The following is a 23,865-nucleotide window of genomic DNA, read 5'->3' as shown; positions in this document are numbered from 1 at the left end:
ATTGCCTCCAATTATTGAAGCACATGTTCCGTGATCCAAATTTGTTTGATTTTACCGGAGGATAGTAGTGGATTCATTTTATTCATAAGGACCGAAGTCAGATTATCGAAGCCTTTACTTCCCTGAACCTGCTCAGGCGTCATGTCGGCTAGCGTTTGCACGATAATGGCCTTCATTTTGAAATCCAGCTTCTCAAACTCTTCCTTGGCCTTCTTATTTTCCATCTCAAAGGCAAAGCTCGCTTTTACAAATCGGTTGTTCGCAGCGAGGTTTGTCAAAATATCTTTCATGATCACTGTGTTTTCTTTGGTTTCATCTGGCGACACCTTTTTGCTCTGTACTTGATTAGCTGAGCTAATCGCTTGGTCTTGCGAGGTTTGATTCGCTTTATCCATATAATTCCACAAAATGAAAGCAGCCGTTAAAATTAAGGTTATAGCTATAAGGATGGCAACGATTAACAGGAAAATTCGACTTTTTAACAACTACAACCCCTCCGAATCCAAACTCTTGATGGTTCCAACAATCGATCCTATGGACTGCATATACTGCGTCGCAAGCTGGACGACATCGGTAACAGGCTCCAACACGGTTATTTTTTTGCCGGTGGTTAAGGTAATCATGGTGTCCGGCGTTTCTTCAATACTTTCAATCAAGATGGCATTAACAATAATGTGTTTGCCATTAAGACGAGTCAGTCGAATCATAAACAGCCTCCGATAGAAAAATTAGGGGGAGTGAAACCACCCCGCAGCGCTCCCCCCTTTAAAAAATTATCGTTTGAGGTTAACAACCTCTTGCAGAATCTCATCGGATGTCGTAATGATTCTGGAGTTCGATTGGAATCCGCGTTGAGCTACGATCATTTCGGTAAACTCGGACGTCAGGTCCACGTTGGACATTTCCAATTGTCCGGCAATAATTGCCCCTGTTCCAGTTGCAGGATCGTTAGGAACCGAAGTGGCCAGGTCGATATCTTCAACGTTGGAGTTCGCGGTCGTACGGTATAAGTTGCCGCCCACTTTTTCCAAGCCTGCCGGATTCGGCACCTTAGCTACCGCAATTACGTTAGCTGCACCGGTTGTACCGTCCGCTTTTGTCGTAATGACTTCACCATTTTGAGAAATGGAGAACGCAGTATCATCATCTTCCAGCGCAATAATTCCGCCTTGAGTATTCAAAACAAACATACCGTCTGCAGTAACCAACTGACGATTCGCATCAACAGTAAAGTTACCAGCGCGGGTTAAGAACATGTCATCGGTCGAGCCAGTTGGAGATACTGCAAAAAATCCGTCTCCGTCAATACGCAGGTCCGTAGGTACATTGGTAGTCATCGCGCTTCCCGGCGTATGTACAGTATCGATAGCACTGATAGCGACGCCCAGACCGATTTGCTTCGCGTTAACGCCGCCCTTGGCTCCGGCTTCAGGAGCCGTTACGCCGGCAACGGATTGGCTGAGAATGTCCTTAAACATAACGCGACCCGCTTTAAATCCGATCGTGTTAACGTTAGCAATATTGTTACCAATGACGTCCAGCTTGGTTTGAAATCCTCTCATACCGGAAACGCCTGAGTAAAGAGATCTTAACATGAACCATTGCCTCCCAAATGTTGGTTAGTTGTTCCGGTTGCTTCGATCGTTCCACAACCGTGGGCCCCCTGTCGGTCCAGCCCGTTAGTTAAGAAATAATGACTGCACTATCGATTTGGGTAAATAAGTTATCCTTCATCGAAGCGCCATCGACGGCAGTGACCACAGTTCTGTTCTTGATGTTGACGATCAAAGCCGTGTCGTTAATCAGCATCAATGAATCCTTGGCGCCTTTGGCTGCCGCTTTATCAATTGCTGATTGGATCTTGGCCAGCTGCTCGGGTTTAAACTCAATACCGCGCTGCTGAAGCCTCTCCTCCGCATGATGACTGAATCGAAGGAGCTGGTTTTGCAATACCGATTGAAACGAATTCGCTGGCTGGGCCGGCTGATGTTCCGTTCTTTGGAGCCTGGACGTTCTTATGCTACCTGGATACAATTGTCCGACAGATATTCGATCGGTCATTTGGTCTCCTCCGGTATAGCGATTTGCGTGACTTGATCCAGTGCGATTTTATCTTTTCCAACAACAGCGAACTGGGCGCCATCCTTAACAACGATTGACTCTACGACTCCCGTCTTCGGAACCGTTTCTCCTTTTTCGTTCGTCGTATTCCATGTAATCGATTTGCCGATGAGTCCGGATGCAAAACCTAACGACTGTCGAAGCAGCTTCATTTCGTTGCTCATATTCGTCAATTGTTCAACCGATGTAAACTGAGCCATCTGAGCAATAAATTCTTTATCCTGCAATGGTTGGGAAGGATCCTGGTTTTTCAATTGAGCGATCAAAATTTTTAAAAATTCGTCTTTTCCCAGGTCATTCTTTTTGTTTTCCTTAGCAACATTGCTAACGTTTGTTTTTGCATAGTAGGGCCATACATTTTTAGTGCTTACGGATGAATCCGACACGGTTTCACCTCCCGGACATTCACATTGCTTTCCTTATGCCGTTACGTCGATAGAAGTCCGTCCCATCATGGATGAGATCTTGGCTGCCATAGACTCTTTCTCTGCCTCTAATTCTTCTTCTAGAGAAACCGCTTTGTTCGTGCTGCCATTATTTTTTTGCTGTTTGGCAAATTGCTGCTGCTGTTGTCTTTGCTCTTGGAACAGCCCTGATTGCAAGGATTGGCTCTGGGTAACCTCCAGTTTTTCAACCTGTATCCCCTGGCTTTGAAGCGTTGCTCTGAGCTGGGACATTTGGCTTTCCAGCATTTCTTTGCCCTGCATATTCTCTGCTACAAATTGGGCGATTAATTGCCCGTTATGCATGGTCAGCTTGACGTCCACATGCCCGAGATGCTGCGGATACAGCGACAGCTTGGCTTCGCTAATTCCTTCGGCAATGGCATTAACGGTGAACGACTTCATCACGAATTGACTCATCTCTTCCGTAAACGTCGGTGCCTGCATCAGGAGAACCGGAGCCTTGGCAACAGGATTGCCGGTGGACACTTGCTTAAGAAATTCATGCATTGGAACGGCAGGACTATCCGTACCGGCTTCCGCAAAATCAACCAAAGGTTCAAACAAAGGCCCATCGTTAGCCGCCTGAGGGACTTCCACTTTTAACGGCACAGATTTAGCGGCCAAGTACTCTAGATTTGCTTGCACCGCAGGTGCTGCTGCCGATTGCTGAGCATGAATATCCTGTACCGTCTGCACTGCCACATTATGATGGTTTACAATGTTTTTCAAACCGTTAATGACATGCTGGATAGGTTGAGCAGTGGCTTTGGCTTGACTTGCGTTCTGATCCTTGCCGGATTCCAGCAGTTGCTTAAGATCATTTAGAATATCCTTGGCTTCCTGCTTGGAAATAGGCTTGAGCAGTTGCTCAACAGCCGCTGCCGGCTGTTCTTCTGCCACGGCTTCCATATCCAATGGAACAAATAGTTCTTGCAGCGCTGGATTTTGTTTACCGGCGTCACCGCCGTCGTTGAGCGAAGGATCAACCGCAAGCAAGCTAACCAAGTCATTTCCGCTATCCGACGACTGAACAGCTGCTGTTTGAGGCTGAGCCTGTTGAAGCAGCATCGCCTGAATCTCGGCCAACCAGGCTTGAACATCCGGATTTTGCAGCAGCGAAGCTGCATCCTCGGAATTAGAATCCAGCAGCTGAATTAAGGCATCGAGCTGTTTAAGGGAATCTGGGCTCACTTGCTGCTGCGTACCATCAACCTGCAAGCTTCCAAGCTGTTGGATTAATGCATTCAATCCGGGCGCTTGAGCCTGAGCCGACCCACCGTCTGAAGCAGGCGCTCCGCCAATCATTCCGATCAAAGCAGCAGAGAATCCGCCCGATGCTTGGCCAGAAGTTGAATTCGATAACCCTGTGCCTGCTGCTGCGGCCCCTCCCGTACCGGAAGTACCCGTGCCGGAACCTGTTACTGTAACTGGCATTTGAGCTTGAATTTCCATAGTTTCTTTTTCACCTCCCTTCCTTATTTATTGAACGAGTCGAGCGGAGATTAATGCCGCTGTTTCTTTATTTGCTTCCGAGATTGCCGTCAATACCTTGGAGCGTCCTGCACTATCCATCGAGCTTAGAATGGAGATCACTTTATCCGGATTGGAATTTTGCATTTCCAATAATACCGTTGCCGCACTTTTCGGCGTCATGTTGGAGAAGGTGCTGCCCAGATCGTCTTTGCTGATTTTTTGCGCAGCTTTGGGATCCGTAACTGCCGTTTGTTTCAATCTGTCCTGCAGAGCTGCAATTTCGCGGTCTTTAACCGTCGTCTGATCTTTAAGTAGAATGGATGCATCCGCTGCTTTTTTCGGATCCATTTTCTCCAAAACCTTCACCCTGTCGTCCGTCTTCATCATGCTTAATACAAGCACGAGCTCGGAATTGGTCAGCTGCTCCATGATGGGAGCTGCCTTAGAAGGGGTCATCTTGGCATACATAGTTGCTAACTGTTGAATTTGATTCGCATATTCCTCATCGGTGAGTGCTTTGCTTTTTACTTGTTCCTCCAGTGTACTATTCTTCAACTGAAGGTCTTTGATTGTTTGATCTTTTTGAGCCAACAGGTCGTTCGTTTTGCTGATCTCCTGATCTTTCTCATTCAGCTTGGCATTCAAGGCTTGAATGATATCGTCCTGGGATTGCTTGGCTGCAGTATCCTGCCCTGCAGAACCGGCAGCGGCTTTGTTATCTGCAGTCTTGCTTTTAGGCTCCGGAACTATGCTGCTAATGACAGGAATTTTGTTCGCTGTGCGCAGCACGTTGTTCATCACATCATAATCGAAGATGGTAAGCAGTACTCCCAACAGCACAGCCGTAAAAACAAAAGGAATCAAAAACCAGATGAGAAACCGTTCCATAGCCCCATACGAAGAGGTATTTTCCACATCCATATCTGACATTATCCTCACCTCCATGTTATTGGGTTATGACAATCTCCGGAACCGGTTCGTTGCCATTTCATCCAACTGATCCTGCTCTTTCTTCAGCACGTTCATTGCAAATCGCTGATAAGCCTTTTCCTTGGCTTTACTCCAAACCTTTTCTTCAAGAACCCTGCCTGCCAAAACGTCCTGCTTCACATGGACCACTCGTTTGGCTTCCTGGAGATCCTGATTTTTCAATTCGATTTGTTGATCAATGTGCTCAACATATTGATGAAACATCATCATTTGGGAAATCGTTGCCTTTTGGGCGGATACTTCATGAAGCTGTTCATATACTCCGTCCTTGGCTGCATGCAGTTCGGATAAGCTGGACTCTTCCTCGCGCATTTTGCCGATGGCTTGTGACAATAACCATTCCGCTTGCGTCTTTTCATTCGTTTTCAAATCGACGATCTTCTGAAATGCATAACGGAAACGCATAGTTTATGTTCACCCTTTGTTAAATTCTAAAATCAATCTTTCCTGAGCCTCGCTAAATGTCAGCTTCTCATCGACTCTTTGTTTTGTGTAGTCCCATATAGAGTGAATATACTCCAAGGATGTATCAATTTCCGGATTGGATCCTTTTTGGTACGCCCCTATATTTATCAAATCTTCCGAATCTTTATAAATAGATAAGAGACGCTTCAAATTTTCCGCTGCCAGCTGATGCTCTTTGGGAACAATTTCCTTCATGACACGGCTGACGCTGGAAAGAACATCAATCGCTGGATAATGCCCACGGTTCGCAATGTTCCGGTCAAGCACAATGTGCCCGTCCAATATCCCGCGAACCGCATCGGCAATCGGCTCATTCATATCGTCACCATCGACCAGAACCGTATAAAATGCGGTAATGGAGCCTCTAGGGCCGGTACCGGAGCGTTCGAGAAGCTTGGGCAATGTAGCAAATACGGATGGAGTATATCCGCGCGTTGCTGGCGGTTCTCCTACTGCCAGACCAACTTCGCGCTGCGCCATGGCATAGCGGGTGACAGAATCCATCATCAGCATGACATTCAATCCGCGGTCTCTGAAATATTCAGCAATGCTGGTTGCAATTAAGGCGCCTTTAATCCGGATTAACGCCGGTTGATCAGATGTAGCTACAATGACAACCGATCGGGCAAGTCCTTCAGGACCAAGATCGCGTTCGATGAAATCCAGTACTTCCCTGCCCCGTTCACCTATGAGTGCAATGACGTTGACATCAGCGGAAGTATTCCTTGCAATCATTCCCATCAGCGTACTCTTACCAACACCAGAACCTGCGAATATACCTACACGCTGACCTTTTCCGATCGTTAGCAATCCATCGATACAGCGAACACCGACGCTGATCGGTTCCAGCACGCGCGGTCGCTTCAAGGGATTGCTCGGAGCATTGTGCGTTGAGTATTGTGCCATCCGCGATGACAAGAAGGTACCGTCCAAGGGCTGGCCCAGGCCATCTAGCACCTTGCCGAGCAACTCATGTCCAACCTGTACGGTGAGCGGCTTCCCGGTCCCTACTACATCGCAGCCGGGTCCGATCGAATGAAGCTCTCCGAGAGGCATGAGCAGAACTTTATTATTCTTAAAGCCTACGACTTCAGCCTTCAAGGGCACATCCGATTTTAACGGATAAATGTAGCAGACATCGCCGATGCTGGCGTCGGGTCCTTCCGACTCTACAGTCAATCCGATGACTTGCGTGACCTTACCGTTCACTCTGACGGGATCAATTTGTCTCAGATGTTCGATATACTTAAATACGTCCGGCACCTGATTCATCTACACTCCCTCATTTCTGACGGCAAGATGCTGAAGCGCGTTTTTGATTTCCTTTAGCTGTGTATCTATCTTGGCATCGATGCTGCCAAAGTTGGAACGTACCACACATCCATGATCATGAACCGACGGATCCGGTATGATTTGAAGCTCCGCTTGAGAATCAATATGAAGCAGCAGCTCCTCACGCGCATCCTGAATATAGGCGAAATGTGCCGGAGCTACGCAGAGCGTAATAATTCCTTTTTCTCTCCTGCGGGATAGAATCGATTGAATCAGCTCTATGATCCATTGCGGTTCTAAAGTCAGCTGCCTGTCAATGATTTTTTCTGCAATAGCGCAGCTGAGCTGGATCAAAAAAGGCTCTGCCTCTTGAATAATCTGCTGCTTCAGGTGATAAGCTTGCTCCAATATTTGGGATGCTTCCTGCAGCATATCGTTATACTGCTCACGGAGATGCTCTTCCGACTCTTTCAAGCCATTTTCATAGCCTTGACGGAAGCCTTCTTCCTTTAATTCGTTACGAAGCTGCTCATCGCTCTCGCGCTTCTCATTCCACCATTGTTCAATTTCCGTTATAGCATGTTCTCGTGCAGCCGCCGCTTCTTCCATGGCCAACCGAACTTGCTCTTCGGCGAACATTTGGGCATCCTGCAGGATTTGATCTTTCATTTCATGAAGCTCGTTCAGTTCTTGCTGCTGTTCTTCCGTCAGTCCATCGGCTGTACTGGAATCTTCAGACATTTTATATTTTTGCGCAACTTCAACGACCTTTTTATCGTCTAACGATATGTACTGGGTATACTTGATGACATTAGACAATAATATCATCTCCTCCACCGCGGGCTATGATGATTTCACCAGCTTCTTCTAGGCGGCGTATGGTTGCAACGATACGTGTTTGGGCTTCTTCGACATCACGCAAACGAACAGGTCCCATAAATTCCATTTCTTCCTTGAAGGTTTCGGCCATTCGTTTTGACATGTTTTTGAAGATGGCATCTCGTACTTCCTCGCTGGCCACTTTAAGCGCAAGCTGCAGATCGGCATTTTCGATATCCCGGATAATTCTTTGAATAGAGCGGTTGTCGATATTGACGATATCTTCGAAGACGAACATTCTTTTCTTGATCTCTTCGGCCAGCTCCGGATCTTGAATCTCCAAGGAATCGAGTATAGTTCTTTCGGTACCGCGGTCTACCCCGTTCAATATTTGTACGATGGCTGCAATACCGCCCGCATTGGTGTAATCCTGAGTAACGGTCGCGGAAAGCTTCTGCTCCAGTACACGTTCAACCTGGCTGATAACTTCAGGAGAGGTACTGTCCATCAAAGCAATGCGTTTAGCAACATCAGCTTGCTTGTCCTGCGGCAAAGAAGACAAAATGATCGATGATTGCTCGGGCTGTAAGTAAGCAAGAACTAAAGCAATGGTTTGAGAATTTTCATTTTGGATAAAATTTAATATTTGGGCAGGATCCGCTTTTCTTGCGAAATCAAACGGCCGAACCTGCAAGGTTGCAGTTAACCGGTTAATGATATCGAGCGCTTTTTGAGATCCGAGCGCCTTCTCCAAAATGTCTTTTGCATATGCAATACCGCCCTGAGAGATGAATTCCTGTGCCAAGCATATTTGGTGAAACTCGGCTAAAATCGATTCTTTCTCAATACTGTCGACCTTTCGGACGTTCGCGATCTCTAAAGTTAACTGCTCAATCTCTTCATCCCGCAGATGCTTAAAGATCTGAGCCGACACTTCCGGACCAAGGCTGATCAACAGAATGGCAGCTTTTTGACGCCCCGTTAAAACTTGCTGCTGCACTTTAGCCAACCATCACACCTCTATTCATCTACTAACCAGGTACGAAGCAGATTGACGAATTCCTCCGGTTTTCGTTTTGCCAAGGTTTCCAACTGCTTGCGAACCTGATTTTCATTAGTCACATTGTCAATATCAATTGTAGGGAATTCCAGCTTAGCCGGTTCTGCTTCAAGCTCATCCAGAGCTTCTTCCTTCGCTTTGCGGCGTTTCATCCAAATGAATGCCCCTGCTGCCAGAAGCGCTAATGCGAGTCCGCCCAAGCCGCCGTATAGAAGCAATGAATTATTGCTGCTCAATTGATTTTGTGAAGTACGTGCAAACGAATGAGGGAAGACCGATACTTTTTGTAATAAATCCGCCTCAGTCAATGTTTGCTTATTATCGGCTAACGCCGCTCTTACCACGTTGACCAGAATACGCTGAACCGCATTGCGCGTTTCCGGCGTCAATGAATTCGGATCATTCGGATTAGGTGGTTCGATTCCTACATTAATGGTTAAATCTTTAACAACATAGGGTGTAGAGATAATATCGTTCGTAATCCGATTGACCTCAGAGTTGACGGTTCGTTGTAATTCTTCGGACTGAGCCTTGCCGTTACTGTTGCTGCCCGGATATCCCGGAACATCGGTTTGTCCCGTACCCGGTACCCCGCCATTAGCAGCCGTTCCGTCGCTCGTATAGTTTTTCTGGATTTCCTGAACCGATATTTCCAAGCCTTTTTGATCGACTGTGTTAGGAGCCGTAACCAATTGCTGATGGCTGTTCATTTGGTCAAAGTTCATAGTTGAGAACACTTGTACGATGACCTTATCCTTACCAAGAATGGCTGCCAGCATTTGCTGAACGTTTTTCTGAATATCGTTTTTAAATTGATTGTTAATTTCAAAATTTTGAAGTGCAGCGTTCGCGCTGTTTAATTTATTGTTGCCTTTAGAATATTCCAGAGGCTCGCCGTTCTGATCGGAGATGGTGATATTCTCTATCGGCAATCCCTTAACACTGTGGGATACCAGGTTATACATCGTATCGATCTTTGCTTGATCCAGCTGATAGCCTGGCTTCACATTTACGACGACGGATGCGGATGCCTTCTCTTTATCAGCACCTTTAGGAAGAAAGACACTCTCCTCAGGAATATTGATTAATACTTTGGAACTACTGACTGCGGTGTTGGAGTTAATCAGCTGCTGCAGCTCGCCTTGAACCGCATTGATGTACTTCACATTGAATTCCTTGTCTGTCGTACCAAAAGTACTGCTTTTCCCGAATTCTCCGTAACCGATGTTCCCGTTTTTATTAAGTCCTTGAGATTCAACGGCAAGCTTTACATTAGCAACTTCGCTGCGGGGAACCCCGATGTTTTTGCCGTCCTCGCTTAACTGGTAAGGAATTTTGGCACTATCGAGATACCCTTTAATAGCAGCCGCATCGCTTGGTTGGAGATTGGTATAAGCAAGCGCGTATTCAGTCTTCGAAAAATTATAGCTGATAATTCCAAGTGTTAATATGACCAGGATCACTGTCGCTGAAAACGTTATTTTCTGAGCTTTACTGAATTGGTTCCAGTATTGCGTGACACGATTCCAATACTGGGTAATATTCTCGTTCACTATTTCACCCCATCTGAATGACTGCTAGGTGTACACCTTATACTTGCGTTCTCATGATCTCTTGATACGCTTCAATGACTTTATTTCGCACCTGAACCGTTAGCTCCAAACCTAAAGCAGCCTTCTCCGAAGCGATCATAATTTGATGTACATCTGAAGTTTGACCTTTGGCAAACTGATCATTCAGCTTATCGACTTCCGCCTGCTGTTCCTTTAACTTGTTCATCGCATCCCCGAGGAATTGACTGAACTGCTCCGAAACTTCAGCTGCGCTAGTACTTTTGGGAATAGATTGAGAGGCCGCTTGCAGCGGTTGCATACCCAATTTTTCAATCATGTCAGTATCTCCTTCATTTAATTAATGGTTTCTTATTTACCAATTTCCAAAGCTTTGGTGATGAATGATTTGGATGCGTTCAAAGCCGTTACGTTCGCTTCATAAGACCGTGTTGCAGATATCATATCCACCATTTCTTTAAGCACGTCAACATTCGGCATCATGACATATCCATTCTCGTCTGCATCCGGATGAGTCGGATTGTAAACCTGCTTAAAGGGAGAAGTATCTTCAATGATTCTGGTTACTTTAACTCCTTCACCAACCGAACCCGATTGCGCGTTTTGCAGCGCTTGTTCGAAGGAAGGCTGTTTAGGCTCGATAGTCACTAGCTTTCTTTGATAAGGAACCCATTTCCCGTTAACCATTCTCGCTCTAGTGGAGTCGGCATTGGCTATATTGGATGAGATCACATCCATTCGGAAGCGCTGTGCCGTTAATGCCGAAGAACTAATGTCAAAACCGTTTGTCAGCTTCATCTATTAAACCCGCCCCCCGATAGCCGTTCTTGCTTTTTTGATTTCACTGCTGACTTCTTGAATCATGACGTTATATCTGAGCTGATTTTTTGCCAAGAGAGACATTTCGTAATCCACATCGACATTGTTAAGGTTATTGTTAATGGCCGATGAGTTGTCTCTAACAATCTGCGGCTCAGGTACCGCAGCACGTCCAATATAGAAGTGGCGCGGATCTGTTCTGTAACCCTGAAGCGGGGAGGTGCCGTTCAGTTCATTTTGCAGTAGTTCCTCAAACCGCACATCGGACCTTTTGAAGAGTGGTGTATCCACATTGGCGACATTGTCCGCAATGACACGTTGACGCATTGAAGCGGCATCAAGAGTACGTTCCAGCTGATTAAATGACGGCTTGTTCAAAATATTCATACACGTTCCTACCTTCACGGTGATGTTAGTTTGTAGTATTCAACAGGTCGACATCATTTTCCTCCTTCCTTCGACATATTCTTCAAAAAATAATATGTATAAATGGAAGGAAATGTAGTCGCCCAGAACTATATCTATAATGAAGATATTAGCATTTTATTACAATATGAAAAAAGCCCTATATTTGAGCTATAGGGCTTAGAACCTGCATATTTACTATATTTTTAAACTGTGAATTCCCTGGATTAATTGATCGTTCAGGACTCGAATATAGGTCCCTTTCATGCCTAATGAGCGGGTTTCGATCACGCCGGCGCTTTCCAATTTTCTTAAAGCATTGACAATAACCGACCTTGTAATTCCGACACGATCCGCTATTTTACTTGCAACAAGCAATCCTTCCGAGCCTTCCAATTGCTCGAAAATATGCTCAACGGCTTCCAGCTCGCTGAACGATAAGGAGCCTACGGCTACCTGAACCACCGCTTTGCTTCTCGCTTCTACCTCCGCCTGCTCGGCTTTCTCCCGAAGGATCTCCATAGCAACCACCGTCGAACCATATTCCGCCACGATCAGATCGTCGTCAATAAAGCCTCCGGATCTCCTGGTCAGAATCAGGGTTCCTAACCGGTCGCCGCCGCCTATTACCGGCACTATAGTTATGTAGATGCCGTCCTCCGGCACTCTTTCCCCGAACACATTATAATCGCTAAGCGCGGTCAAATTGGAAGAGGTCTCCTCAATCCTCAGCAGCAATTGGTTATACTCCTGAGGAAAACGGTTTTCATAAAGCAGTGTTTCATTCACGTTTTCTCCCGATTCCGGATCCGTCAGAGCCTTGCCTAACACCTTCCCTTTACGGCTCACCACGAATATATCCGCCTGCAGGATATCACCGAGCACCTCGGCCATGTTCATAAAGCTGACCGGGTTCCCCGCTTCCTTCTGAAGCAATTTATTTAATCTTCTCGTCTTCGTCAACAATGTCATTGTACTGCCTCCCAGGCGACTAGCATTTAAGTGCCGCGCACGCCTTATTCATTTACAAAATATACTGGCTCAAGTCGCGGTTCTGTACGATGTCCGTCAGCTTCTCACGAACGTATTCCGGTGTAATAACGATCTGTTCTAATGTTATTTCCGGAGCCTCGTACGATAAGTCCTCCAGCAGCTTTTCTAGTATCGTATGAAGTCTTCTTGCACCGATATTATCCGTATTTTGATTGACTTCCGCAGCAATTTTAGCAATTTCCTCAATAGCCTCGTCGGAAAATTGGACCTGGATCCCTTCCGTTTCCAACAATGCCGTATATTGCTTGGTCAGTGCATGCTTTGGCTCCTTCAGAATAAGCACAAAGTCCTGTTGCGTCAAGCTGCTTAGTTCTACACGGATAGGAAAACGTCCTTGAAGCTCAGGAATTAGGTCTGAAGGCTTAGATACATGGAACGCCCCCGCAGCAATGAACAGAATGTAATCGGTCTGAATCGGACCGTATTTGGTCATAATAGTCGAGCCTTCCACAATAGGCAGAATGTCGCGCTGAACGCCTTCTCTCGATACGTCAGGTCCTCCGCTGCGTCCGCTGCTGCATATTTTATCAATCTCATCAATAAAAATGATTCCGTGCTGTTCAGCGCGAGTCACTGCATCCTGAATCACTTCATCCATATCTAAAAGCTTTTGCGCTTCCTCCTGGATCAGCAGCTTGCGCGCCTCCTTGATGGGGAGCTTACGCTTCTTCGTTTTTTTCGGCATAAAACTGCCAAAAAGCTCCTGCATATTCATTCCGGCCTGTTCATTGCCTTGGCCTGATAGCATATCCAGCATGGATGGCGAGTTATCCTCGATTTCAATCTCGATGATTTGCTGCTCCAGCTCTCCCTTGTTCAGCTTCTCTCTCACTTCCTGCCTGCGGGACTGTACATGCTGATCTGCTTCAGGCTCATGAGTTTCTGTCTGGTTTTGGTTGCCAAACAGCATTTCAAGCGGGTTACGCTGCGTCTTGGATTTGGAGGAGCCGGGAACGAGGATGGTTACGATTCTATCGTTTGCCATTTGCTCCGCCTTGTCTTTCAGCTTCTCGGTCCGCTCCAGCTTCACCATACGAATGGACGTTTCCACCAAATCTCTGACCATGGCTTCCACATCGCGGCCAACGTAACCGACTTCCGTAAATTTGGTCGCTTCTACTTTAATGAAGGGAGCGTTCACCAGCTTGGCGAGTCTGCGTGCAATTTCCGTTTTTCCCACACCAGTTGGTCCGATCATCAAAATGTTTTTAGGCACAATTTCGTTGCGAAGCGTTTCATCCAGCAGACTTCGGCGGTACCGGTTACGCAGAGCTACTGCCACCGATTTCTTCGCTTTTTTCTGCCCTACGATATATTTGTCCAGCTGAGCGACAATCTCTCTTGGCGTCAATGCAGTATGTTTCAATGGAGTCCCTCCTTATATGGTCGTCTACTCGATTTCTTCCACGATGATATTATGGTTCGTAAACACACAGATTTCAGCAGCCATCGTTAACGCGGCATGGGCGATTTCCTTGGCACTCATATGCGGCGCATGGCGATGTAGCGCTCTTCCCGCCGCCAATGCGAAGCTCCCCCCTGACCCAATGGCCAAAATACCGTCATCCGGTTCGATAATTTCTCCGTTCCCCGATATGAGAAGGACACCGCTGGCATCCATAACGATCATCATCGCTTCCAGACGTCTCAATACACGGTCAGAGCGCCATTCTTTGGCGAGCTCTACAGCAGAGCGCTGCAAATTTCCGTGATGCTCTTCAAGCTTCGCCTCAAACTTTTCAAACAAAGTAATAGCGTCGGCAACCGAGCCTGCAAAGCCGGCAATCACCTTGCCGCGATAAAGCCTGCGAACCTTTTTGGCCGAACCCTTCATGATCATGCTGTTACCGAATGTTACTTGACCGTCTCCGGCAATAGCGCTTTTTCCGTTATGACGGATAGCGAATATCGTGGTCGCATGAAATTGTTCCATAATAAATACCTCCGTAAGAAAACCGTTCTACAACGTGTTTTCATTGATGAGTCCCCAATTAGTCCTATATTCAGGTATTCAATAGAAAAACCTCGTTCGAGGACGCACAAAGTGAGCAGCCGCGATGCAGAGGTTCGTAAAAATAAAGTATCTTATTCAATACTTATTGGAAATGAATTTCAAAAACAACTTTATAGTATCATAGTAAAGCTTTTACTTACAAGTGGAATTGTATTCGTTTTGGGAAAAATTCTGAATTTTCTCAATTGCACGTAAAGCTATTTTCTCATAACGTTCTTTCTTCACTTTGATCTTTACATCCAGTGGCGGAAGCAGCCCGAAGTTCGCATTCATCGGCTGGAAATGCTTGAAATCGGCCGTTGTAATATAATGAGCCATACTTCCCAGCGTCGTATCGGCAGGCAGAACGAGGCAATCCAGACCTAACGCAAAACGAGCGGCGTTCATTCCAGCAATCAATCCGGATGCGGCCGATTCGACGTAGCCTTCCACACCGGTCATTTGTCCGGCAAAAAACAGGTTGTCCCGCTTCTTGAACTGATAGGTCGGCTTCAAAAGCTTGGGTGAGTTGATAAATGTATTTCTATGCATCACGCCGTAGCGGACGAACTCGGCATTTTCAAGCCCGGGAATCAGCGAAAATACTCTTTTTTGTTCTCCCCACTTCAAATGAGTCTGGAAGCCTACGAGATTATATAACGTTCCTGCCGCGTTATCCTGGCGGAGCTGAACTACTGCATAAGGAAGCTCATTGGTATGTGGATTCACAAGGCCGACAGGCTTCATTGGACCGTATAGCGCAGTTTGTTTACCTCTCTTGGCCATGACTTCGATCGGCATGCAGCCCTCGAAATAAATCTCCTTCTCGAATTCTTTGATAGGGGCAACCTCGGCGGAAATAAGAGCATCGTAGAACGTATTAAACTCTTCCTCCGTCATCGGGCAGTTTAGATAAGCTGCCTCCCCTTTGTCATAACGGGAAGCGAGATACACCTTGCTCATATCGATGGAATCCTTCTCGACGATCGGTGCAGCCGCATCATAAAAATACAGATACTCCTCGCCCATCAAGGCTTGGAGATGAGCGGACAGTGACGGAGATGTCAGCGGGCCAGTAGCCACAACAGTGATGCCATCTGGCAGCTCTTGAAGCTCCTCATTGCGCACTTCAATAAGCGGATGGCTGCGCAGGATGGATGTAACCTCGGCGGAGAACCCTTCCCTGTCCACCGCTAAAGCACCGCCTGCAGGTACAGCGTGCTTGTCCGCACAGCGCAAAATGAGGGAGTTCAAAATTCGCATTTCTTCCTTGAGCACGCCTACCGCATTGGTTAGGCCGTTAGCGCGAAGGGAGTTACTGCATACCAGCTCGGCGAATTGATCTGATATATGTGCCGGTGTTTTCCTAACCGGACGCATTTCATATAAGATAACGGGCACGCCCTGACTGGCAATTTGCCAAGCGGCTTCGCTGCCAGCCAGTCCGGCTCCGATGACGGTTACTTTCGGTGTCTCTGACAAGATGTTACCCTCCTGAAAATCTCAAGCTAGAATCATTCTTTTTCCTGTACTTCTTCTTTGAAATCGCATTGAATGCATTGGTGAAACACACCGTTCTTGTTGCGTTTCTCCACCACTAACGATCCGCACTTAGGGCAAGGCTTTTCCACCGGCTTATCCCACGAAACGAATTCGCATTCCGGATAGCGGTCGCAGCCATAAAATACGCGCCCTTTCTTGCTACGCCGTTCGATAATGTGGCCTTCCTTACAGCTCGGACAGGTTACACCGATATCCTTAATAATCGGCTTGGTGTTGCGGCATTCCGGAAATCCGGAACAAGCAAGGAATTTTCCGAACCGCCCCATCTTGTAAACCAGATGTTTGCCGCATTTCTCACAAATCTCATCCGATACCTCGTCCTGAATTTCAATCTTTTCCATCTCTTCTTCGGCAACTTCCAGGCGCTTCTCCAACGATTGATAAAAGGAGCTCAATACTTTGACCCAATCCTCTTTGCCCTCTTCAACTTGGTCCAATTCCTCTTCCATATGAGCCGTAAATTCTACGTCCAATATTTCCGGGAAAAACTCGATCATTTGTTGAATAACCAGCTCACCAAGCTCGGTCGGGACAAACTTTTTCTCTTCAATCGCCACGTAGCCGCGTCTTTGAATCGTTTCCAGCGTAGGTGCATACGTACTCGGGCGGCCGATTCCCATTTCTTCCAATGCTCTAACCAGCCGGGCTTCGGTATAGCGTGGAGGCGGTTGCGTAAAATGCTGCTTTGGATCGATCTGCTTTTTCTTTACTTTTTCCCCCTGCTTTAACGGAGGCAGCAGCTTATCTTCTTCGGTCGTTCCGTCATCGTTGCCTTCTACATAGACCTTCATAAAGCCAGGGAATTTCATTTTGGAGCCCACGGCTCTAAAGATGTTATCACCTGCAGCGATATCGACGGTCATCGTGTCCAGAATTGCCGACGCCATTTGGCTTGCGACAAACCTTTCCCAGACAAGCTTATATAGACGGAACTGATCCCGGCTCAAATATTCCTTTATCTGATCCGGCTCACGCAGCACGGAGCTCGGACGTATCGCTTCGTGCGCATCTTGCGCGTTAGCCGCTTTTTTCACATAGACTCGCGGAGTTTCCGGATAGTAGGCGTCTCCGAACTTTGTAAGAATGAACTCCTTGGCTTCTTCCTGAGCGACCGGAGAAATCCGAGTGGAATCGGTACGCATGTAAGTAATCAGACCGACGGTTCCCTCGCTTCCCAGATCGATACCTTCATAGAGCTGCTGTGCGACGGACATCGTCTTGGAAGCCCGAAAGTTCAGCTTTCGTGCAGCTTCCTGCTGCAAGGAGCTCGTTATAAACGGCGGAGAAGGATTGCGCAGGCGTTCCTTTTCTTTGATCTCTTGAATAATGAAATCAGCCTTATTCAGCGACGCCAAAACTTCATTAACTTCCTGCTCGTTCTTAAGCTCCTTCTTCTCCCCATTCACACTGTGAAACTTGGCTTCGAATTCAGAGGTGCCGGACAAAAGTCTAGCGGTGATGGACCAATATTCCTCGGGAACAAAGGACTTGATTTCATTTTCCCGATCGTAAATCAGCTTTACGGCAACCGATTGTACACGGCCCGCCGATAAACCTTTCTTTACCTTTTTCCAAAGCAGCGGACTGATCTTGTAACCAACCAGCCGATCAAGAATTCTTCTCGCCTGCTGCGCATTGACCAAGTCCAGATTGATTTTCCGAGGCGTTTTAAACGCATCCTTAACGGCTTGCTTCGTTATCTCATTAAATACAACCCGGCAGGCTTCCGTTTCTTCAAGCTCGAGATAATGAGCCAGATGCCAGGCAATAGCTTCCCCTTCGCGATCAGGGTCAGCCGCCAGATACACTTTTTTTACTTTTTTCCGGGCGTCCTTCAGTTCCTTCAATACAGAACCTTTTCCCCGGATCGTAATGTATTTGGGCTCAAAATTTTTCTTTATCTCAACACCCATCTGGCTTTTCGGAAGATCGCGTATGTGGCCCATGGATGCTTTGACTATAAACTTGCTGCCTAAATATTTACCGATGGTTTTTGCTTTTGCGGGTGACTCCACAATGACTAAGGAATCTGCCATAGGCGTCCTTCCCCCTTCATTTATAAAATAGACTCGATTATCGTTAACAGATTGTGTATACAGAACCTGGTAATTGCTCCACTCGTTTAGTCATTAGTAAATTTAACAGAACTGAGTGCAAATGTCCAAAGGTAAATTGACTATGAGCGAACAGCTCATCGAAGGTCATCGGCTGTTTGTGCAAAAGATCGACGATCGCTTGTTCATCCTTGGAGAGCGCAGGTTGAGATGGAGAGTTAGATTTAATGTGTGTCAATGTGTCCAAGGATATCCAATGAGGGTATTCTTCCAATATATCTTCCGCACAGGTAACCAGCTTGGCCCCCTGCTTGATTAAGGCGAGTGCGCCTTGGCTTTTTGGTGAGGTGATCGGTCCGGGAAGCGCAAACACATCCCTGGACTCCTCCAGCGCCTGATCGGCCGTAATAAGCGATCCGCTCTTCAAGGCGGCTTCTACCACAAGAATGCCTGAGCTCAATCCGGCTATAATCCGATTTCTCTGAGGAAATAAACCGGGATGGGACTTGGTATGGAGAGGATATTCGCTTAAGATCAAGCCCTGCTCGGCAATTCGCTGATATAACAGCTTATTCTCCGGAGGATATACTTGATCAATACTGCAGCCTAGAACAGCCGCCGTGCTTCCCGCTCCCTTCAAAGCCCCTTCATGAGCCGCACTATCTATACCTCTTGCCAGTCCGCTCACGATACATACTTGCGCTCCGGAGAGTGACTCGGATAACTGCTCAGCCGCTCTTCGCCCATACGCAGTAGGAGTTCTCGTACCCACAATGCCTATGCACAAACGGTTCAATATAGCAGTAGAACCCTTATAGTATATTACCCAAGGCGGCTGGGCAATTTGCTTTAAAAGGGAAGGATACTCTTCATCATATATCGTCATGATACCGATACCTTTGGAGCTGTATTCGTCCAGTATCGCTGCTATCCTCCCGGGGTCCAGCCTGTTCAATGCGTCTGCCAGTACAGATGCACGAGATCCTGTAATCCCAAGCTCCCGCCAATCATTCCCGTCAAGTTGAGCTGCATCGGATAAGCGGGGAAAGCAATTCGTGATGCGTTGAATGGTTTTCCAGCCAATCCCTTCCAATTGGTGAAGCGCAATTAAAATGGTTCTATTGTTCATCTAGTATATCTCACTCCTTCGTCAAGAACAACTTTTGTGAAATCGGGGCCTTGAAAATGAAAAAAGCCTTCCACTCCCGCAACGGGAATGGAAGGCTGCTTGCCTGTCCGGTTCTTACTTTTTAGTGATGCATTTTTCAAGCAAACCTTTTTCTTCCAAAACGCTAACCAAAGTGGAGCCCATTTCAGAAGGTGTAGGAGCTACTTTAATACCGCAGCGTTCCATAGTAGCAACTTTCTCAGCTGCAGTACCTTTACCGCCGGAAATGATGGCGCCTGCGTGGCCCATACGTTTTCCTGGAGGCGCTGTTTGACCGCCGATGAAGCCTACAACCGGTTTGGTCATGTTAGCTGCGATCCATTCAGCCGCTTCTTCTTCCGCCGTACCGCCGATTTCACCGATCATGATAACAGCGTAAGTGTCAGGATCTTCGTTGAACAATTTCAAAATATCGATGAACTCGGAGCCTTTAACAGGGTCCCCGCCGATACCTACTGCGGAGGATTGTCCGATGTTACGAGTAGTCAGCTGATGAACAGCTTCATAAGTCAAGGTTCCGCTTCGGGAAACTACGCCGACATGACCAGGAGTATGGATGTAACCAGGCATGATACCGATTTTGCATTCGCCAGGTGTAATAACGCCTGGGCAGTTTGGTCCGATCAAGCGGGTTTTCTTGCCTTCCATGTAACGGGCCACTTTAACCATGTCCAGTACAGGGATACCTTCCGTGATACAAATAGTCAGATCCAATTCAGCGTCAACAGCTTCCATGATAGCATCCGCTGCGAAAGCAGGCGGTACATAGATAACGGAAACCGTAGCGCCAGTTGCAGCTTTAGCTTCTGCTACTGTGTTAAATACAGGAAGAGATTTAACCGAACCGTCTTCCAAAGTGATGTCGATGTTCGTACCGCCTTTACCAGGAGTTACGCCGCCTACCATTTGCGTACCGTAGTCAAGACCGCCCTTTGTGTGGAACATACCTACGGAACCTGTAATACCTTGTGTGATAACTTTTGTATCTTTATTCACTAAAATACTCATTTGTATAGTTCACATCCCTTGAATTATTTGAAGAGGATTTCGCACGGCTGCTCCGAACGGAAATTACTTAACAAGAGCAACGATTTTTTGAGCGCCGTCTGCCATCGAGTCAGCTGCTACGATGTTCAAGCCGGATTCGTTCAAAATTTTCTTACCAAGCTCCACGTTCGTACCTTCCAGACGAACTACAAGCGGACGAGTAAGGCCAAGCTCTTTAGCTGCAGCTACAACGCCCTCTGCAATAATGTCACATTTCATGATGCCGCCGAAAATATTGACGAAGATACCTTTTACTTTTTCGTCGGAAAGGATGATTTTGAAAGCTTCGGTAACTTTCTCTTTCGTTGCACCGCCCCCTACATCAAGGAAGTTTGCAGGGTCTCCGCCGTAGTATTTGATGATATCCATGGTCGCCATTGCAAGGCCTGCGCCGTTAACCATGCAGCCGATGTTGCCATCAAGTGCTATGTAGCTCAAGTCGAATTTGGACGCTTGGATTTCTTTTTCATCTTCCTCTTCAAGGTCGCGAAGAGCTTGAATGTCTTTGTGACGGTACAAAGCGTTGGAGTCGAAATTCAATTTCGCATCCAAGGCCATAACGTCGCCGCTGCCAGTAACAACCAAAGGATTGATTTCCGCGATGGAGCAATCTTTGTCTACGAACGCAGCATAAAGAGCCAGCATGAACTTAACCGCTTTGTTTACAAGCTCGGTAGGAATGTTGATGGCATAAGCCAATTTACGAGCTTGGAACGCTTGCAAGCCAACAGCTGGATCGACAACTTCTTTGAAAATTTTCTCAGGCGTATGAGCCGCTACTTCTTCGATTTCTGTACCGCCTTCTTCGGATGCCATCATAACGACACGGCCCGTTCCGCGGTCAACAACTACACCAACATAGTACTCTTTCTTAATATCGCAGCCTTGCTCGATCAGAAGGCGCTTCACTTCTTTACCTTCCGGACCGGTTTGGTGAGTAACCAATACCTTGCCCAAAATTTGTTCAGCGTAAGTGCGAACTTCATCCAAGTTCTTAGCAACTTTTACGCCGCCTGCTTTACCGCGACCGCCAGCATGGATTTGCGCTTTAACTACAACAACGGAAGTCCCGAGCTGTTTTGCCGCTTCGACTGCTTCATCAACCGTGAAAGCGACTTTTCCTTCAGGTACGGCAACACCATACTGTTTCAGCACTTCTTTGCCTTGGTACTCATGAATATTCATTTAGCAAAATCCTCCTATCAGTGATAGCTTTCTATATGAGCCAGAGCCTGACGTTTTTGGCACGCCCAGCCCCGCATCAAACGAAAAAGAGTTCGATATGATGCATGATATTTCCTGCTTGCTGCGCTTATCTCAACAAACATTCACTATTGTACCACTTTTTTTCGACACTTTCCTTATATTTTCGGTTAATGCCTCCTTTTTTCAATCAAACTTTTTTATGCCTCTGAAAAATTTCCCGTATTATATCATTCCCAAGCGATTAGAAAGCAAACAAAAAGACGCATCTTTTCCTTTTTATTCAAGAAAAAGTGCGTCCCATTGGAATATACTCCATACCTTAGATTACATATAGGTTGGATTAGTAGGCGTCATTGCACGAGGTTCCCGCTCCGCCTGCTTGATGAATCGCAATTCATTTCCGGTAAAGTTGCAGACAAGGCATTGAATCATAGGTTCCGAATCCTGAATTTGCTGCGGATCATTCATTTCTTGAACCGTTCCGGAGATGGCATCCTTCAAAAACCGTTGTGAGTAGCTGGAAATCACACTGAATTTGATTCGGTTGGAACGGCAGTTCGGACAAAAGTAAGGTTTTTCCTGCATTGCTTTCACCCCCTTACCTTGTATATCCAATTTCCGCTATGTTTATCCATTCCTGGTCGCACATTGCCAACACGTGTTATTGCTTGTACAATAAAAGGAAAGGGTCAATAAGGAAGCACCTTTTACCCAACGATCGATAGAATCCAAGGGGAAGGTGTTTTTTGTCATGTATGGAAAAGTTATAAGCGCTTGTTTACACGGAGTGGAAGGCAAGCTTGTCGAGGTGGAGGTCGATTTAAGCAACGGCCTGCCTCAAATGAATATCGTCGGATTGCCGGATAGCGCCGTCAAAGAGTCCATGGAACGGGTTAGAGCCGCCATCAAAAACTGCGGATTTACGTTCCCGCTTCAACGGATTACGGTCAATCTGGCTCCCGCCGATATTCGCAAGGAAGGCTCCGCCTTCGATTTGGCTATTGCTGTGGGCATATTGGCAACAAGCGGCCAACTGAAGCTGGAACAGCAGGAGGCAACATTGATCCTCGGTGAATTAGCTCTGGACGGATCGATCCGTCCTGTTCCCGGAGTCCTGTCCATGCTGGCTACCGCCAAAGACAATGGGATTTCCAGAGCCATCGTACCCATTCATAATGAAAGAGAAGCTATCTTGATCGGAGATATGACTATCGGTACATTGGCTCATCTTAGCCACCTGAAAGCCGATACCGAATCGGTTTTCCAACCTGTCGGGCAGCGGGCTTCTCATGAGGCTAATGCATCGCAGGCATTGAAATCCGGCCTGGCCGACAATTTCAGCGATGTTCACGGTCAGCTTCATGCCAAACGAGCGCTCATGATCTGTGCCGCCGGGATGCATAACATCCTTCTCTTGGGTCCGCCGGGAACTGGCAAAACGATGCTGGTCAAAAGACTGCCGACGATTCTGCCGGATATGTCGGAAAAAGAAGCGCTCGATGTGACAAAAATCTACAGCGCCTCGGGAAAATTCGCGGACCGCAGCAGCTTGATCAGCGAAAGGCCGTTTCGGATGCCGCATCATTCTGTCTCGGCTGCGGGGCTTGTTGGCGGCGGCACGATACCTAAGCCCGGGGAAATCAGCCTTGCCCATCGCGGCGTCTTGTTTTTAGACGAGCTTCCGGAGTTTTCACGAGCCGTGCTGGAGGTTCTTCGTCAGCCATTGGAGGACCGGTTCGTAACCATAGGCAGGGCCAGAGCAGTTTACCGCTTCCCTTCCCATTTCATCCTTGCCGCTTCGATGAACCCCTGCCCGTGCGGATATTACGGTGCAGAGTCATCCTCCCATCCTTGCACCTGCAGCCCATTAAAAATCGAACATTACCGGTCCAAGATCTCCGGACCGCTTCTGGACAGGATCGATCTGCAGGTCGAGGTACCGCGAATCGATTACAGTCAGATCATGGATGCAATGCCCCAGCTTTCCTCGGAGGAAATGAAGGAACGCGTCGATCAAGCTAGACAAATCCAATTGGAGCGTTATGCCGACAGCGGCATTATGTTTAACAGCGAGCTGCATGGCAAGCTACTGCGCCAGCACTGCAAGCTTCAGCCCGATGCAGAGTCAATGCTTAGAAGGTCATTCGAAGTATTGGGACTCAGCGTCAGAGCCTATGACCGGATCCTCAAGATTGCCCGTACAATCGCCGATTTGGAAGGCCATGCCCGAATCGAAGCACCGCACTTGGCTGAGGCACTTCAGTATCGGAGCTTGGACAAAAAAACGCTGGCGTCTGGTTAAGCCATGAGAAGCAAGCCTCCTTGACCTTACTGGTTCAG

General features: G+C 47.1%; 25 protein-coding genes. 1 reads left to right on the top strand and 24 read right to left on the bottom strand.

Annotation, left to right across the window (positions count from 1 at the left end; translation table 11 throughout):
- Positions 1–11: 11 nt before the first annotated feature.
- The 24 genes from GGC63_RS28630 to GGC63_RS28515 all read right to left on the bottom strand — a co-directional run bounded on the left by GGC63_RS28630 (position 12) and on the right by GGC63_RS28515 (position 22,110).
- Positions 12–485 (bottom strand): flagellar basal body-associated FliL family protein, encoded by a 474-nt coding sequence (locus GGC63_RS28630; protein ID WP_079910259.1) that lies wholly within the window; start codon positions 483–485, stop codon positions 12–14.
- A complete protein-coding gene (locus GGC63_RS28625; protein WP_079910260.1) occupies positions 486–707 on the bottom strand; it encodes a flagellar FlbD family protein in 222 nt (73 codons plus the stop codon). It abuts the gene before it with no gap.
- Between the two features lie 66 nt (positions 708–773).
- Positions 774–1,595, bottom strand: a complete 822-nt coding sequence (gene flgG / locus GGC63_RS28620; protein WP_192705196.1) for a flagellar basal body rod protein FlgG — start codon at positions 1,593–1,595, stop codon at positions 774–776.
- Between the two features lie 88 nt (positions 1,596–1,683).
- Complete coding sequence (locus tag GGC63_RS28615; protein WP_079910262.1) at positions 1,684–2,061, bottom strand: TIGR02530 family flagellar biosynthesis protein; 378 nt, start codon at positions 2,059–2,061, stop codon at positions 1,684–1,686.
- Positions 2,058–2,507, bottom strand: coding sequence for a flagellar hook capping FlgD N-terminal domain-containing protein (locus tag GGC63_RS28610; protein ID WP_079910263.1), 450 nt, complete (start codon positions 2,505–2,507; stop codon positions 2,058–2,060). Before GGC63_RS28610 ends, GGC63_RS28615 begins: the two co-directional genes overlap by 4 nt.
- 33 nt (positions 2,508–2,540) lie before the next feature.
- On the bottom strand, positions 2,541–4,019 hold the full coding sequence (locus GGC63_RS28605; RefSeq protein WP_192705195.1) for a flagellar hook-length control protein FliK: 1,479 nt from the start codon (positions 4,017–4,019) through the stop codon (positions 2,541–2,543).
- 27 nt (positions 4,020–4,046) lie between these two features.
- Positions 4,047–4,970, bottom strand: coding sequence for a MotE family protein (locus GGC63_RS28600; RefSeq protein WP_192705194.1), 924 nt, complete (start codon positions 4,968–4,970; stop codon positions 4,047–4,049).
- 24 nt (positions 4,971–4,994) lie between these two features.
- On the bottom strand, positions 4,995–5,435 hold the full coding sequence (gene fliJ / locus GGC63_RS28595; protein WP_079910266.1) for a flagellar export protein FliJ: 441 nt from the start codon (positions 5,433–5,435) through the stop codon (positions 4,995–4,997).
- 9 nt (positions 5,436–5,444) lie between these two features.
- A complete protein-coding gene (gene fliI / locus GGC63_RS28590) occupies positions 5,445–6,767 on the bottom strand; it encodes a flagellar protein export ATPase FliI (protein WP_192705193.1) in 1,323 nt (440 codons plus the stop codon).
- Positions 6,768–7,586, bottom strand: coding sequence for a FliH/SctL family protein (locus tag GGC63_RS28585; protein ID WP_192705192.1), 819 nt, complete (start codon positions 7,584–7,586; stop codon positions 6,768–6,770).
- Positions 7,579–8,595 carry a flagellar motor switch protein FliG gene (gene fliG, locus GGC63_RS28580; RefSeq protein WP_079910269.1) on the bottom strand — a complete coding sequence of 339 codons (1,017 nt, stop codon included), beginning with the start codon at positions 8,593–8,595 and terminating at the stop codon, positions 7,579–7,581. The genes GGC63_RS28585 and fliG overlap by 8 nt, the downstream gene beginning before the upstream one ends.
- An 11-nt stretch (positions 8,596–8,606) precedes the next feature.
- Complete coding sequence (gene fliF, locus GGC63_RS28575) at positions 8,607–10,199, bottom strand: flagellar basal-body MS-ring/collar protein FliF (RefSeq protein ID WP_192705191.1); 1,593 nt, start codon at positions 10,197–10,199, stop codon at positions 8,607–8,609.
- Positions 10,200–10,236: 37 nt separating this feature from the next.
- Positions 10,237–10,536, bottom strand: coding sequence for a flagellar hook-basal body complex protein FliE (gene fliE / locus GGC63_RS28570; RefSeq protein WP_079910271.1), 300 nt, complete (start codon positions 10,534–10,536; stop codon positions 10,237–10,239).
- Positions 10,537–10,568: 32 nt separating this feature from the next.
- Positions 10,569–11,015 (bottom strand): flagellar basal body rod protein FlgC, encoded by a 447-nt coding sequence (flgC, locus tag GGC63_RS28565; RefSeq protein ID WP_079910272.1) that lies wholly within the window; start codon positions 11,013–11,015, stop codon positions 10,569–10,571.
- A gap of 3 nt (positions 11,016–11,018) precedes the next feature.
- A complete protein-coding gene (gene flgB / locus GGC63_RS28560) occupies positions 11,019–11,423 on the bottom strand; it encodes a flagellar basal body rod protein FlgB (protein ID WP_079910273.1) in 405 nt (134 codons plus the stop codon).
- A 216-nt stretch (positions 11,424–11,639) separates the two neighbouring features.
- Positions 11,640–12,413, bottom strand: a complete 774-nt coding sequence (codY, locus tag GGC63_RS28555) for a GTP-sensing pleiotropic transcriptional regulator CodY (RefSeq protein WP_192705190.1) — start codon at positions 12,411–12,413, stop codon at positions 11,640–11,642.
- 52 nt (positions 12,414–12,465) lie between these two features.
- Complete coding sequence (gene hslU / locus GGC63_RS28550) at positions 12,466–13,860, bottom strand: ATP-dependent protease ATPase subunit HslU (protein WP_192705189.1); 1,395 nt, start codon at positions 13,858–13,860, stop codon at positions 12,466–12,468.
- Positions 13,861–13,884: 24 nt separating this feature from the next.
- Complete coding sequence (gene hslV / locus GGC63_RS28545) at positions 13,885–14,427, bottom strand: ATP-dependent protease subunit HslV (protein ID WP_192705188.1); 543 nt, start codon at positions 14,425–14,427, stop codon at positions 13,885–13,887.
- A 213-nt stretch (positions 14,428–14,640) separates the two neighbouring features.
- Positions 14,641–15,969 carry an FADH(2)-oxidizing methylenetetrahydrofolate--tRNA-(uracil(54)-C(5))-methyltransferase TrmFO gene (gene trmFO, locus GGC63_RS28540; RefSeq protein WP_192705187.1) on the bottom strand — a complete coding sequence of 443 codons (1,329 nt, stop codon included), beginning with the start codon at positions 15,967–15,969 and terminating at the stop codon, positions 14,641–14,643.
- 32 nt (positions 15,970–16,001) lie between these two features.
- The gene (gene topA / locus GGC63_RS28535) at positions 16,002–18,086 is read right to left on the bottom strand and encodes a type I DNA topoisomerase (RefSeq protein ID WP_079910278.1); all 2,085 of its coding nucleotides are present in this window, start codon (positions 18,084–18,086) and stop codon (positions 16,002–16,004) included.
- 43 nt (positions 18,087–18,129) lie between these two features.
- On the bottom strand, positions 18,130–19,233 hold the full coding sequence (gene dprA, locus GGC63_RS28530) for a DNA-processing protein DprA (protein ID WP_192705186.1): 1,104 nt from the start codon (positions 19,231–19,233) through the stop codon (positions 18,130–18,132).
- Positions 19,234–19,347: 114 nt separating this feature from the next.
- Complete coding sequence (sucD, locus tag GGC63_RS28525) at positions 19,348–20,280, bottom strand: succinate--CoA ligase subunit alpha (RefSeq protein WP_192705185.1); 933 nt, start codon at positions 20,278–20,280, stop codon at positions 19,348–19,350.
- 63 nt (positions 20,281–20,343) lie between these two features.
- Positions 20,344–21,504: an ADP-forming succinate--CoA ligase subunit beta gene (gene sucC, locus GGC63_RS28520; RefSeq protein ID WP_079910281.1), complete on the bottom strand. Its 1,161-nt coding sequence runs from the start codon at positions 21,502–21,504 to the stop codon at positions 20,344–20,346.
- A gap of 345 nt (positions 21,505–21,849) precedes the next feature.
- On the bottom strand, positions 21,850–22,110 hold the full coding sequence (locus tag GGC63_RS28515; protein ID WP_079910282.1) for a hypothetical protein: 261 nt from the start codon (positions 22,108–22,110) through the stop codon (positions 21,850–21,852).
- 166 nt (positions 22,111–22,276) lie between these two features.
- On the opposite strand from GGC63_RS28515, the gene GGC63_RS28510 reads away from it, so the two are divergent.
- Positions 22,277–23,827: a YifB family Mg chelatase-like AAA ATPase gene (locus GGC63_RS28510; protein ID WP_192705184.1), complete on the top strand. Its 1,551-nt coding sequence runs from the start codon at positions 22,277–22,279 to the stop codon at positions 23,825–23,827.
- The last annotated feature ends 38 nt before the right edge of the window (positions 23,828–23,865 follow it).

The sequence above is a fragment of the Paenibacillus sp. OAS669 genome, from assembly GCF_014873645.1.
In the GTDB taxonomy this organism is placed as follows: domain Bacteria; phylum Bacillota; class Bacilli; order Paenibacillales; family NBRC-103111; genus Paenibacillus_S; species Paenibacillus_S vulneris.
This window is presented reverse-complemented; position numbering and strand designations above follow the sequence as displayed.

What these genes read in the sequence shown, in the direction of transcription:
- GGC63_RS28515 (WP_079910282.1), bottom strand. Translation starts at nt 22,110, where the DNA reads ATGCAGGAAAAACCTTACTTTTGTCCGAACTGCCGTTCCAACCGAATC.
- GGC63_RS28605 (WP_192705195.1), bottom strand. Translation starts at nt 4,019, where the DNA reads ATGGAAATTCAAGCTCAAATGCCAGTTACAGTAACAGGTTCCGGCACG.
- GGC63_RS28615 (WP_079910262.1), bottom strand. Translation starts at nt 2,061, where the DNA reads ATGACCGATCGAATATCTGTCGGACAATTGTATCCAGGTAGCATAAGA.
- dprA (WP_192705186.1), bottom strand. Translation starts at nt 19,233, where the DNA reads ATGAACAATAGAACCATTTTAATTGCGCTTCACCAATTGGAAGGGATT.
- hslV (WP_192705188.1), bottom strand. Translation starts at nt 14,427, where the DNA reads ATGGAACAATTTCATGCGACCACGATATTCGCTATCCGTCATAACGGA.
- flgG (WP_192705196.1), bottom strand. Translation starts at nt 1,595, where the DNA reads ATGTTAAGATCTCTTTACTCAGGCGTTTCCGGTATGAGAGGATTTCAA.
- GGC63_RS28600 (WP_192705194.1), bottom strand. Translation starts at nt 4,970, where the DNA reads ATGTCAGATATGGATGTGGAAAATACCTCTTCGTATGGGGCTATGGAA.
- fliE (WP_079910271.1), bottom strand. Translation starts at nt 10,536, where the DNA reads ATGATTGAAAAATTGGGTATGCAACCGCTGCAAGCGGCCTCTCAATCT.
- GGC63_RS28625 (WP_079910260.1), bottom strand. Translation starts at nt 707, where the DNA reads ATGATTCGACTGACTCGTCTTAATGGCAAACACATTATTGTTAATGCC.
- sucD (WP_192705185.1), bottom strand. Translation starts at nt 20,280, where the DNA reads ATGAGTATTTTAGTGAATAAAGATACAAAAGTTATCACACAAGGTATT.
- topA (WP_079910278.1), bottom strand. Translation starts at nt 18,086, where the DNA reads ATGGCAGATTCCTTAGTCATTGTGGAGTCACCCGCAAAAGCAAAAACC.
- fliI (WP_192705193.1), bottom strand. Translation starts at nt 6,767, where the DNA reads ATGAATCAGGTGCCGGACGTATTTAAGTATATCGAACATCTGAGACAA.
- codY (WP_192705190.1), bottom strand. Translation starts at nt 12,413, where the DNA reads ATGACATTGTTGACGAAGACGAGAAGATTAAATAAATTGCTTCAGAAG.
- sucC (WP_079910281.1), bottom strand. Translation starts at nt 21,504, where the DNA reads ATGAATATTCATGAGTACCAAGGCAAAGAAGTGCTGAAACAGTATGGT.
- flgC (WP_079910272.1), bottom strand. Translation starts at nt 11,015, where the DNA reads ATGAAGCTGACAAACGGTTTTGACATTAGTTCTTCGGCATTAACGGCA.
- flgB (WP_079910273.1), bottom strand. Translation starts at nt 11,423, where the DNA reads ATGAATATTTTGAACAAGCCGTCATTTAATCAGCTGGAACGTACTCTT.
- fliJ (WP_079910266.1), bottom strand. Translation starts at nt 5,435, where the DNA reads ATGCGTTTCCGTTATGCATTTCAGAAGATCGTCGATTTGAAAACGAAT.
- GGC63_RS28510 (WP_192705184.1), top strand. Translation starts at nt 22,277, where the DNA reads ATGTATGGAAAAGTTATAAGCGCTTGTTTACACGGAGTGGAAGGCAAG.